The organism is Sporosarcina sp. P1 (assembly GCF_002743155.1).
Taxonomy (GTDB): domain Bacteria; phylum Bacillota; class Bacilli; order Bacillales_A; family Planococcaceae; genus Sporosarcina; species Sporosarcina ureae_B.
The window spans coordinates 141,065-153,607 of the sequence record NZ_PDYS01000007.1 but is presented as its reverse complement, the minus strand read 5'-3'; the positions used below and the strand labels follow the sequence as shown (position 1 = coordinate 153,607).

Genomic DNA, 12,543 nt, shown 5'->3' with positions numbered 1-12,543 from the left:
CCCGAAAGCTCTATTGCAGTCCACAACCGCTCTATGACACACGATATCCGCTCTATGATACACGATATTCGCTCTATCCCCCCTATCTCACGCGCGATCCGCTCTATAGGGACGCCCAAAAGCTCTATTGCGGTCCACACCCGCTCTATGACATACAATATCCGCTCTATCGCACGCGGGATCCGCTCTATAGAGACGCCCAAAAGCTCTATTGCAGTCCACAACCACTCTATGACACACCATATACGCTCAATCCCCACCCCCACCCACAAAACACAAAAAAAGCCCCCCAGCCAAAAAACTGGCCAGAGGGCTCCTTTCAAACTACAATTTACTCTTTAATTAACTCCAAATCAACTGGAATATCTGCATCTACTTCTTCGCCGTTTAGCTTTGCAACCGCCGCCTTCATTGCCTTCATCCCAATTTCCTCGGGCTTCTGTGCAATCGTCGCGGACAACTTGCCGTCTTTGACAGATTTGATCGCGTCGTCTGTCGCGTCGAATCCAATCACTTGAATGTCCTTACCAGCTGACTGAATGGCTTCTAGTGCGCCCAATGCCATCTCATCATTATGCGCGAATACGCCTTGGATGTCCGGGTTAGCTTGCAAAATGTTCTCCATTACTGTCAAACCTTCTGCACGGTTAAAGTTCGCTGTTTGTTTCGCCACGATATTCACTTTGCCGTCAACCGCTTCGTTAAAGCCCGCTCCACGGTCACGCGCTGCGGATGAACCTGCGATCCCTTCAAGTTCCGCCACTTTCGGGTTATCCTCGCCAAGTAATTCCATCATGTATTCTCCAGCTAACACGCCGCCCGCTTTATTATCTGAAGCAATGTGGGAAACAACTTCTCCACCTTCTGCTCTGCGGTCTACCGTGATGACCGGAACGTTGGAACTATTTGCCGATTCCACTGCAGAGACAACCGCTTCAGAATCTGTAGGGTTGATGATCAATAAATCTACACCTTGCTGAATTAAATCTTCTACGTCACTCGCTTGTTTAGATGCATCGTCTTGTGCATCTACTACGATGACTTCGGATCCAGATTCTTTCGCTTGTTCCTTCACACCTTCACTCAACGTCACGAAGAATGGATTGTTAAGCGTCGATACGGAAAGCCCGATTTTATACGCTTTGTCGCCTTCATTTCCAGCCTCGCCTTTATCATCCGATGAAGACTCTGAACCTGGCTGATCCAATGAACAAGCTGCCATGACGAACACGACTGCCAAAAGTAGTAACCATTTGATATTTTTCATAAAAATTCACATCTCCTTATGCTGTTTTTTTGCGATCTAAGAGCACTGCGATTAATATTACTGCACCCTTTACAACCTGTTGGAAGAAAGAGGATACGCCTATCAAATTCAAACCATTATTCAAGACACCAATAATCAATGCACCAATTAATGTACCGACAATCCAACCGCGACCGCCAGTTAAGCTTGTCCCGCCAAGTACAACGGCCGCAATAGCATCTAGTTCAAACATATTACCTGCTGTTGGCTGTGCAGAGTTTAAGCGTGATGTCAAAATTAATGACGCAATGGCCGTCAGACCGCCTGCCAATGAATAAACATAAATCTTCACTCGATCAACATTAATTCCGGATAGACGTGACGCTTCTTCATTGCCACCGACCGCATACACACGGCGTCCGAACGTCGTTTTCTTCAATATAAAGTACAGCACTGCAAAGGAGATGGCCATCGTGATGACTGGGACGGGAATACCGAAAATATATCCTTTCCCAAGCATTTGGAATGTGAATGAATCGCCAAGTCCTGAGATCGGACGGCCTTCAGTATAAACTAAAGTCAATCCGCGGAAAATCGTCATCGTCGCGAGTGTCGCGATAAATGGTGCGACCTTTCCTTTTGCAATAATCAAACCGTTGATTGCACCGAGCAGCACACCTAGTAATACGCCGAGTAGCATGGCCAAAATCGGATCCATGCCGCCTGACATCATACCCGCTGTCACGGCACCGGTTAACGCGAGAATCGATCCGACTGATAAATCAATTCCACCGGTCAAAATAACAAACGTCATCCCGAACGCAATCAATGCGTTAATGGAAACTTGACGCAATACGTTGAACAAGTTGTTCAGCGTTAAAAAACTTGGACTCATAACTGAAATAATAACGACAATCAACAATAAACCGATGACCGGTCCTAATTTCTGTAACGACGATTTCATATTAGTCTTGGACAACTTTGTCACCTCCTGTTGCAAAATGCATAATGCGTTCTTGTGTCATGTCCTCTTTCGGTATATCTGCCATTAACTGGCCTTCGTGCATGACGAGCACCCGGTCTGCAATACCGATTACTTCCGGTAGTTCGGACGAAATCATCACAATGGCGACACCACGCTCAGCCAATTCATTGATGATACTGTAAATCTCTTTCTTCGCCCCAACGTCGACACCTCTTGTTGGTTCATCCAAAAACAGAATATCCGGCTCAATACCAAGCCATTTCGCGATGACAACCTTTTGCTGATTACCGCCACTCAACGACTTGACGATTTGTTCAGGTCCAGACGTGCGAACACCGAGACGTTTAGACATTGTGTCATATAACTGATTTTCTTTTGTTCGTTGAATGACTCCTGAATTTGAAATTCGATTGAAGTTCGTCAGACACATATTTTCCCGAACCGAAAAATCAAGAATCAACCCTTCCGATTTCCGGTCTTCCGTGACATATCCAATACCGAGCTTTTTCGCTTGCAACGGATTCGAAATGACTACTTGCTTGCCATCAATGAAAATCTTACCTGCAGTGGGTTTCTTAAAACCGAAAATCGATTGAATGACTTCCGTACGCCCCGCACCCATCAATCCAGCAATACCGACAATTTCACCTTTTCGCACTTCAAACGAGACATCTTCAAAATAGTCACTACGCGAGAGATTTTCTACTTTTAATTTAACTTCGCCTATTTCACATGCACGTGCTGGGAATCGTTCGCCCAGTTCACGGCCGACCATCATCTGGACGATTTCTTCAAACGTCGTGTCTTTTATATTCCGCACACCGACGTATTGACCGTCTCGCAAAATTGTAATACGGTCGCACATCGCGAAAATCTCTTCCATCCGGTGTGAAATATAAACGAATGAAACACCTTCAGCTTGCAATGCCCGAACAGTTGTAAATAACGTTTCAATTTCTCGATCCGTCAGTGCTGCAGTTGGCTCATCCATCACAATTAATTCAGCATTAGAAGAAACCGCCTTCGCGATCTCAATAATCTGCTGTTTACCGACAGATAATTCACGAGTAATCGTGCGTGCATCGACATGTAACCCTAGTTTCGATAAAATTTCTTCCGCTTGACGATTCATTTCTTTCGTCTTCAAAATCCCACTTTTCCCGAACGTCTTTTCTTTACCTAAATAAAAGTTCTCAGCAACTGTCAAGTCCGGTAAAATATTAAGCTCTTGATGAATAACCGCTATTCCGGCAGCTTCAGCTTCCTTGGCGTTCTTGAACTCTACTTTCTTACCTTTGACCGAGATCTCCCCTGCGTCACGTGTATAAATCCCTGTCAAAATCTTCATCATTGTCGATTTCCCTGCACCGTTCTCTCCCATGAGCGCATGGATTTCACCTTTGACTACATTAAATTCCACATTGTCGAGTACTTTATTTCCATTGAAACTTTTCGATATCCCGCTCATCGCAATCATCTCTGCACACCCACTTTCAGAATATGACGCCTGACTGGACGATAATATTGGCATATGGTGTCGCCTCTCCTGTACGAATAATAAATTTCGATTGTCTGGATCGTTCTTTTAATTGATCATGTGTTAGTTCATCTATCGGACATTGTAATTGTGTGATTTCATTATAGACTGTAGGGTTTTCTGCTTTTATTTCGCTCGCAATATATACTTTTTCCGCTTGAAAGTCTTTCATGAGTTCCAATAAAATCTCCGTAAATCCTGGTTTTCCTACTGCGTAAGAAAGGTCGATGCACGGAACACCTTCAGGAATTGGCAAGCCGCAATCTGCAATTGTCAATTGATCGGTATGCCCCATTTTAGCCAGCATAGCCGCAATATCGCGATTGATCATGCCGTGCTTTTTCATCGGCTCTCCTCCAAACGCGCTTCCACTTCTTCAAATGAAGGCATGCCACCTTGTGCGCCGAACTTTTCTACGGAAAGTGAAGCTGCCGCATTCGCAAAATGAACTGCTCGTTCCAAGTTCATTCCGGCTACAATCCCATGAGCAAGAGCTCCGTTAAACGTATCGCCAGCGCCTGTCGTATCCACTGCATTTGTCTTAAAGCTTTCTACGATGACATGCTTTTCTCCATCGAAGAATCGTGCACCGTCACTACCTAGCGTAATAATTAAACGGTTCGGATACTTTTCTAACGCACTGACCATATCCATGCCGAAGATCTGTTCACATTCCGTTTCATTCGGCGTCAAATAAGTAATCGAAGGCATCATGTCAAGTTCGAATCCGCCCGCCGGTGCAGGATTCAACATAACGGGAATTCCTAGCGCCTGGCACTTCGCCAATGTATAGATGACAGTGGGTATCGGAATTTCAAGTTGAAGCATGACCAATTGACTGCGCTTGATCAGGTCTTCTATCTTGTCAATATGAGTTGGCATCAACAAAGAATTGGCGCCCGGTACGACGATAATCCGATTATCTCCTTCTGACAGCAATATATTCGCAATGCCGGAAGCTCCCTCCACCGTACCTACACCCGTGACGCCGACTTGATTCTGTTGAAGGTTATTTACAATGCTTGTACCGAATAAATCATTTCCTACGCAAGCAACCATATGTGTTTCACTACCAAGTCGCGCCGCAGCAATTGCCTGATTCGCGCCTTTTCCACCTGGCACTGTATCGAACACATTTCCAAGAACCGTCTCGCCCTGGTTTGGGAAGTTCTGCGTGCCAACTACCAAATCCATATTGGCACTACCAATTACCGTTATCATCATGCTTCACTCCTTGTTGTTTGGCGAATGAGCAGCTCTGCCGGAATCAGTACTTCACGCTCCGTCAACTCTTGCCCTTCAATTAATTTAATGAGCATCCTTGCTGCCATCGCGCCAATTCTATATAAGTCCTGTGCTACTGTCGTCAAGCCTGGCGTTAATTGGCTCGCAAGCATCGTTCCGTCATATCCAACAATTTGAAGCTGACTGGGTACATGAATACCTGCTGAATAGGCCGCTTTCATTGCGCCTGCTGCCGTCACATCACTACTCGCAAAAATTCCATCAATCGATACTTCTGCCAATACCTTTTTCACCATGGTCTCCGCTACATCGAACTGAAATGGACATTCAATAATATGTGTATGGATATCCTTCCCCTTCACCGCATCATTGAACCCAGCAAATCGATCATCTGCAGGACCTAATCCGGAAGGTCCTCGCATACAAAGAATATTTTTACAGCCGCTCTCCAGTAAATGCTCTGTTCCTATACGAGCACCTTCGCGGTTATCCGTCGCAATATACGGTATCGACGAATGAATTCTTCGGTCAATTGCTACGATGGGTATATCCAATCCCATGTAATGTTCCGCTTCTGCGTGACTTATCGCGACAATGAAACCCGCCACGTATTTCTGTTGCAGCGTCTTCACATAATTAATTTCTTTCTCCAAATCTTCATCCGAGTTACACAGAATCACCGTGTATCCGTACGCCAACGCAACATCTTCAATCGCACGCGCCAGTTCCGGGAAAAACGGATTGACGATATCCGGAACAATCAACCCAATAAACGTAGATTGTTTCGTACTAAGCGAACGCGCAATCATACTTGGCTGATAATTCAACTCCTCAACCGCTTCAGCAATCACGCGTTTCGCCTCTTCACTTATGTATCCTTTATTATTTAAATAGCGTGAAACAGTCGCTACCGAAACTCCAGCGGCTTTAGCTACATCCCGTATATTTGCCAACTATTTCACCTACATTCTGTTCTATGTGGTACCGGTTACACATAATGATAACAGACGGAGTTTTTTAGTGTCAATAGGGAAGTAGTTTTGCTTTCAGCGTGGTTTATTGAGCAAATATTGGGTTAGATAGAGCGGATGGCGCGGGCGATAGAGCGCTTAAATCAACACATTGAGCGCGCGCGGACTGGCATTGAGCGGATAACGCGGGACATAGAGCACTTAAATCAACACATTGAGCGCGCGCGGATTGAACGGATAGCGCGGGCGATAGAGCACTTAAATCAACACATTGAGCGCGCGCGGACTGGCATTGAGCGGATAACGCGGGCGATAGAGCGCTTAAATCAGCACATTGAGCGCGCGCGGACTGGCATTGAGCGGATAACGCGGGCGATAGAGCGCTTAAATCAGCACATTGAGCGCGCGCGGACATTGATTGAGCGGATAGCGCGGGCGATAGAGCGCTTAAATCAACACATTGAGCGCGCGCGGACTTGCATTGAGCGGATGGCGCGGGCGATAGAGCGCTTAAATCAACACATTGAGCGCGCGCGGACTGGGAATGAGCGGATACCGACGGACATAGAGCGCTTAAGCAAATCAAGATGTCTTGTCTATACATATCTATAGAGGTAAAATGAAAATAGAGTCATAGATAAAATCCATAGAGGAGAGATCTGCATGACGAATTCTCGAGAAAACGAAAAAGTCCAATATGAATTACCTGTGGACTTGCGAAAGAGTATAGATTACGTCAGTGGCAACTTATTTATTACAAATCAGCGCTTCATCTTCCAGCCACGCAATATGCATTTTCAAAGAGATATTTTGGAATTCAATATTTCCGACATCAATAATATAGACTCTTCCTTCGTGTTAGGTATTGTGCCGAACGGAATTACCGTGGAGTTAAAAGATGGTACTCTGCATACATTTGTTTTAGAGAGTTCACTATTTGTGAAATGCGATGATATTATTAAGACCGTTTGGGATTTGATGTGAGAAGTGAGTGTCTAAATATTTTGTAAATCAAATACAATTCTACAAAATTGAATATTGGGAATTCTCTTGTGTTCACCCTATCTTTATTAGTACACTAAGTATAGCGAATCACTGAATTGAATTATAAGAGGTGTATGGTTATGAAGATATCTGAACAGGATTTTAATCTAGAACTAGAAAAACTTCAGACTGAGAATAAGTACTTAAAAATGATAGTACAAAATTATTTACCAGAACTTCAAATAAAACAATCTAATAATTTAATTACCAATAAATCAACAGCACAACAGAAAGTTCAACTATTTAAAAGTGTATTTCGAGGTAGAACAGATGTATATGCAACTAAATGGCAGTCGGAGGATGGTAAGAGCGGCTATTCACCAGTTCGTCGGAATAAGGCCAATACCCCTCTTACAGATCAAACAATTTATGATCATTTAAGTGGTAAGCACATTGTTGGTCTATATCCCTTGTTAGTAGATAACTCTTGTTGGTTTCTTGTTTTAGATTTTGACAAAAAGAATTGGCAGGAGGATGTACTTGCATTCGTAAATGTTTGTAAAAGTATTCAGCTTCCTTTTAGCATTGAAAGATCCCGCTCTGGTAATGGGGCGCATGTATGGTTCTTCTTTTCAGAAGCCTTACCTTCCTCATTAGCTCGCACTCTCGGTAAAGAACTGATTGCACAAGCGGATAAGAATACATCTACTGAGCTAGATTCTTTTGATCGTTTATTTCCAAGTCAGGATTCTCTTGCAAATACTAGAAGCCTAGGAAATCTAATCGCGCTACCACTACAACGCTATTCCCGAGATCTTGGCAATAGCGTTTTTGTTGATGAATTTTTTCAACCATTTGTAGATCAATGGCTTTATTTATCTTGTTTAAATAAGGTGGATAAGAACATGGTTTACAGATATCTTCAGTTACTTAAAGTTCAAATTCCTGCTAATAAGGCTATTGGATATTCAACTACAATAAAAGCCATTAAGAAGAACGGTATTCATTTCAAATTAGAAGAACTTTCTGATGCACTTACATCACAACTCGAAAGCTTAGCTTCATTTGGAAATCCTGAGTATTTTAAAGCAAAAGCAAAGAGACTGTCTACGTATACCATACCTTCTTCGATTGATTGTTTCGATAAAACTACTTCACATTTAATTCTTCCAAGGGGATGTGAGCAGGCTATCCAAGAATTAATGTCTTCTAAGGGAATTGAATTAGATTGGATAGATGAACGTTTTGTAGGAAATCCTATAGAGACAGATTTCAATGGCACCTTATCTTCACAACAGGTAGACGCACTTCAACAGTTGCAAGCACATGATGGCGGTGTCTTAGCAGCCGCCACTGGATTTGGCAAAACTGTAACAGCGGCTGCTCTTATCGCTGAACAAAAAGTTAATACCCTGATCATAGTGAACCGTAAACAATTACTAAATCAATGGATTGATCAGCTTTCACTGTTTCTAGACTCACCCCGAAAGGAAATAGGCCAATTTGGCGGTGGAAAACGGATGCCTACAGGAAAAATAGATGTAGCCACCATACAAACATTGACCTCTAGCGGGATTGATCCTATTATCACTCAATACGGTCAAATTATTATAGATGAATGCCATCATCTATCAGCTTATACTTCTGAACAATTAATGAAGATGATTCGAGCAAAATATGTATATGGACTTACGGCCACACCAGCTCGTAAAGATGGGCTTCACCCAATAATTACGATGCAATGTGGTCCGATTTTATATAAAACAGATGCTAAAGAACAAGCACTCATTCGCCCTTTTCATCATGTAATCTTTGAAAGAAGAACCTCTTATAAGACTACATCTGAAAATATCCAGCAAATGTACAATGAGATCGCAGAAGATACTAAGCGTAATGGGCTTATTTTCGAAGACGTGCTTTTAGCACTAGAAGAAGGTATGACGCCATTAATTCTGACCGAAAGAATAAACCATGTAAACATACTTCATAGTTTGTTTAAGGGATTTGCAAAAAATATCATAGTTCTTTCGGGAGAACTCTCTAAAAAAGAACAAGAGAAGGCATTAAATTTCATCCGAGATCTACCGTGCAAAGAAGAACTCTTAATTATAGCGACAGGAAAATATATAGGTGAAGGATTTGATTTTCCACGATTAGATGCGCTGTTTCTAACTATGCCGATCTCTTGGAAAGGTTTATTAACTCAATATGTAGGACGGTTACACCGCAACCACTCTACTAAACAAGAAGTACGCGTATACGATTACATTGACCAGAAAGTCCCTACCCTTATAAACATGGCTAAAAAGCGTTCAAAAGGCTTTAGGGATATGGGGTATGTTAATGGAGCATGTGAGAATAATAATTCTGAACAAATGAAGCTATTTTAATGTAATAGTTCCGGTATATCCATTTAATTGAGACTTCTAAATCTAATTACACATGAAAAGACTGTACAAAAAGTTAGTAAAGCCACTTTCTGTACAGTCTTCATTCCATCACATCACAATATTACTTTCCTTCGCCTTCTCAATAAACTTATCACTCGATTTATTGAAGAACTTTTTCAATCCAAGTCCTGCTACAAGCGCTAGTGCGAAGTAGATCAGTAGATAGAGGATTTGTTTTAACGCTACTGCCCAGATAATTCCGCCGATCGATTCACGCAATAAGGTGATCGCATGCGTGAACGGCATAAATGCAGAAATCTGTTGGAAGAACTCGGGTGCCATTTGGATGGGGAATGTCCCTCCTGATGCACCGAGTTGCATGACCATCAAAACGATTGCGATGACTTTTCCGGTGTTACCGAGTACGGACACGAGTGTGTAGACGATGGAAACGAATACTACACTGATCAATACGCCGAATAAGACAAATGGTAGCTTGTTCACGACGTAGACATTCATGATGAATAATTCACCGAGCGTGACAATCAATGATTGAATCGTGCCAATCCCAGCAAAGATAATTAACCGTCCAAGATACGTTTGATAGCTCTTGAATCGTGTCTTCTCGCGGATATCCACTTTCAACGTGGATACCATGAGCAATGCACCGACCCACAATGAAAGCGTCGTGTAAAACGGACTCATGGCTGAACCGTAGTTTGGAATCGGATATAACTGGTGCTCATTCAAGACGACTGGTTCAGCGAAAAACTTACTGACGCCTGTTGGGTCCGTTGCCAGCACATCCAATAATGTATCCAAGTCTCCGTCTTCTTCTAACTTGCGAATCTTTTCTGCCATCGTTTCAATGGTTTCGCGAGCTTCTGGGAAGTGTTTCTGCGCTTTCGCTAAATCTGTTTTCCCAAGCGCAATCCCTTCTTCTGCTTTTTCAAGCGCAGTACGTAAACGTGGGATCCGACCGTTTACTTCATCCAGTACATCGGATACATCATACAACGCATTCGTAGCATCACGTATCGCAGATTTATACTTTCTCGTCAAATCATTATTGACAAAATCGATAGCATTTCCAACCGAACGATCTAATTCACCCGATACACGGTCGACTTCCGCCAAATGTTTCTTACCGTTTGCTTTTGATTCATTGATTCGACCGACTAAGCTGTCAACGGATGAATTGGCAGATGACAAACTGTCTTGAACCGTTTTGATTCGTTCGATTTCAGCAGACAGTGTATCGGATTTAATGAATTTTTCCAGGTCCGTTAATCCATTGTTAATGGAGCCAATTGCCGTCAGTCCACTATCGATACGGCCAACCATCTTTTGAAGCACTCCGATCGTAACTTTAGGATCTTCCGCAGTTTCTAGCAATCCTGCAAGCTTGTCATCAATTTCTGTCTTCGATGCTTGGAGTTCATTGAACCGATCACGCAGTCCTTCATCGAAAGTTTGTAATTGTTCAATCGCATCCTGGATTGCTTTTTGGCTATTTGCATCAAATTGATTGCGTGCATCGGTAATCTTTTGTTGACTTGCCTGTAGCTGACCGTTCAGTTGATTCAACAACTCGAGGCTAGGTTTTTCACCTTTATTAATAGTAGCTTGTACTTGATCAATAACTTGTTTAGTCGATGATAACTGATCCCGTAACGCGATGATTTTTTGTTGCAGACCGCCAATTTTGTCACTGCCTGTCACTTTACCTGCAGCTTCTAAAACAGTAATGACGGTATCCATTTTACCAATCTGACTTTCTATCGCGGTAGACATACTGTCGAGTTGTTCTTGGTATTTGCTGAAATCAATAGATTCACGCTTATCGATTAAGTTTTGAACGACTTTTTGTGCCCGGCTGTTTACTTCCGTCGCACGATCCAATAAGCCCGTGATATTCACAGAAAGCTCATTCAACTGCTTCAGGAGCTTTTCAGTTTGCGGTGATAATACATTTTCGTAATGATCTTTGATTTTATCCATATCTTCAGTGAGTTTACCCGACAACGCCTGTGTTTGCGTAATTAAATCAGTAGCCGGATTGTTACCGCTCTGCAAATCAGAAATGATGGTTTCCAAATTCGTTTTCAGACGGTTTAAATCTGTGGCGCTATTGTTCAAGGCACTCTGTAAATCTTTAATATTTGTTGAGTCTTTTAGATTCTGATCCTGTTTCTTTAAAAAATCGTAAATATCATCTAACCGAGCATTCGTATCTTCCAGTTTGCCTTGCTTATCACGTAGCGAATCGACAAGACGATCGATGTCTTCACCTTTGCCTGATAACTCGCTCGTCAAATTAGGTACTTTGCGGAATGCCGTCTGTGCGCTCTCCAAGTTAGATGTGATGACGCGCAATGTGTTATCTACGGTCTTTTCATTTTCCTGCAACTTACTGACCAAGCGTGCGTTCAACTTTTTCGCATTGGCATGCACGGCATTGACGTCGTCAAGCACAACATCTACACGATCAATAGAAGAGTCTGCGTAATTCAAGCCTTTATCCATCAGTTCTAACTTTGAATAGATTTCAGGAATGTCAAATTCCAATTGATAAATTAAATCACGTAGCTTTTCGATATTCACACGATTTCCTTCAAGTTCTACTCCGAGATTATTGAATACCTTGATGACTGCTTCATTCGCTTGTTCAACGAATGTTTTATCGATATTTTCTACAATAGCAGACGCACCTTTGCCCGCTACTTTCGGGGAAATTGCATTGATTTTTTCATTGATATAATAATCTAATGTGGGTTTCTTAATATCGTCGGTGATGACACTGCTTAAATTCTCTGAGAAGTCTTTTGGAATGATGATCGCAGCATAGTAATCACCATGTTTCACGCCTTTTAACGCTTCCTCTTTCGTTACAAACTGCCAGCCGAGATCATCGTTCTTGGTCAGCGAGACGATGACTTCATCTCCGACATTGAATTCCTTATCCTCTATTTTCGCACCTACGTCTTCACTGACGACCGCGACTTCTACGCCTTTCGTATTGGAATACGGATCCCATGAAGCAAGGATGTTCATCCAAGCATATAGAGAAGGCAGAAATGCAATCGCCGCAATGACAATGAGTGCTGCTTTATTCTTGAAGATATTCCGAAGATCGCGTCTAACTATAAACCAAATTTTATTCATGTAATATAAACCCTCACTCT

Annotated in this window: 9 protein-coding genes; 2 read left to right on the top strand and 7 right to left on the bottom strand. The window is 42.6% G+C overall.

What is annotated here, in order from left to right; genetic code table 11:
- Positions 1-331: 331 nt before the first annotated feature.
- From rbsB to CSV73_RS09310, 6 genes are read right to left on the bottom strand one after another with little or no spacing between them, the layout of a single operon-like run.
- The gene (gene rbsB / locus CSV73_RS09335; protein WP_099627323.1) at positions 332-1,267 is read right to left on the bottom strand and encodes a ribose ABC transporter substrate-binding protein RbsB; all 936 of its coding nucleotides are present in this window, start codon (positions 1,265-1,267) and stop codon (positions 332-334) included.
- A gap of 16 nt (positions 1,268-1,283) precedes the next feature.
- Positions 1,284-2,225 (bottom strand): ribose ABC transporter permease, encoded by a 942-nt coding sequence (gene rbsC, locus CSV73_RS09330; RefSeq protein WP_085132865.1) that lies wholly within the window; start codon positions 2,223-2,225, stop codon positions 1,284-1,286.
- Entirely contained in the window at positions 2,212-3,708 is a 1,497-nt protein-coding gene (locus CSV73_RS09325; protein WP_099627322.1) for a sugar ABC transporter ATP-binding protein, read from the bottom strand. The genes rbsC and CSV73_RS09325 overlap by 14 nt, the downstream gene beginning before the upstream one ends.
- 16 nt (positions 3,709-3,724) lie before the next feature.
- Complete coding sequence (gene rbsD / locus CSV73_RS09320) at positions 3,725-4,114, bottom strand: D-ribose pyranase (RefSeq protein WP_099627321.1); 390 nt, start codon at positions 4,112-4,114, stop codon at positions 3,725-3,727.
- Positions 4,111-4,989 (bottom strand): ribokinase, encoded by an 879-nt coding sequence (gene rbsK / locus CSV73_RS09315; RefSeq protein WP_099627320.1) that lies wholly within the window; start codon positions 4,987-4,989, stop codon positions 4,111-4,113. The genes rbsD and rbsK overlap by 4 nt, the downstream gene beginning before the upstream one ends.
- Positions 4,989-5,966, bottom strand: coding sequence for a LacI family DNA-binding transcriptional regulator (locus CSV73_RS09310; RefSeq protein WP_099627319.1), 978 nt, complete (start codon positions 5,964-5,966; stop codon positions 4,989-4,991). Before CSV73_RS09310 ends, rbsK begins: the two co-directional genes overlap by 1 nt.
- A 681-nt stretch (positions 5,967-6,647) precedes the next feature.
- On the opposite strand from CSV73_RS09310, the gene CSV73_RS09305 reads away from it, so the two are divergent.
- Entirely contained in the window at positions 6,648-6,968 is a 321-nt protein-coding gene (locus CSV73_RS09305) for a GRAM domain-containing protein (protein ID WP_085132860.1), read from the top strand.
- Between the two features lie 140 nt (positions 6,969-7,108).
- Entirely contained in the window at positions 7,109-9,358 is a 2,250-nt protein-coding gene (locus tag CSV73_RS09300) for a DEAD/DEAH box helicase (protein WP_233202864.1), read from the top strand.
- 108 nt (positions 9,359-9,466) lie between these two features.
- Here the strand turns inward: CSV73_RS09300 and CSV73_RS09295 are convergent, their stop codons facing one another.
- Complete coding sequence (locus CSV73_RS09295; RefSeq protein WP_099627317.1) at positions 9,467-12,523, bottom strand: YhgE/Pip family protein; 3,057 nt, start codon at positions 12,521-12,523, stop codon at positions 9,467-9,469.
- Positions 12,524-12,543: the final 20 nt, after the last annotated feature.

Coding starts and splice junctions, on each gene's coding strand:
- CSV73_RS09305 (WP_085132860.1), top strand. CDS start 6,648: ATGACGAATTCTCGAGAAAACGAAAAAGTCCAATATGAATTACCTGTG.
- CSV73_RS09300 (WP_233202864.1), top strand. CDS start 7,109: ATGAAGATATCTGAACAGGATTTTAATCTAGAACTAGAAAAACTTCAG.
- rbsB (WP_099627323.1), bottom strand. CDS start 1,267: ATGAAAAATATCAAATGGTTACTACTTTTGGCAGTCGTGTTCGTCATG.
- CSV73_RS09295 (WP_099627317.1), bottom strand. CDS start 12,523: ATGAATAAAATTTGGTTTATAGTTAGACGCGATCTTCGGAATATCTTC.
- rbsK (WP_099627320.1), bottom strand. CDS start 4,989: ATGATAACGGTAATTGGTAGTGCCAATATGGATTTGGTAGTTGGCACG.
- CSV73_RS09325 (WP_099627322.1), bottom strand. CDS start 3,708: ATGATTGCGATGAGCGGGATATCGAAAAGTTTCAATGGAAATAAAGTA.
- rbsD (WP_099627321.1), bottom strand. CDS start 4,114: ATGAAAAAGCACGGCATGATCAATCGCGATATTGCGGCTATGCTGGCT.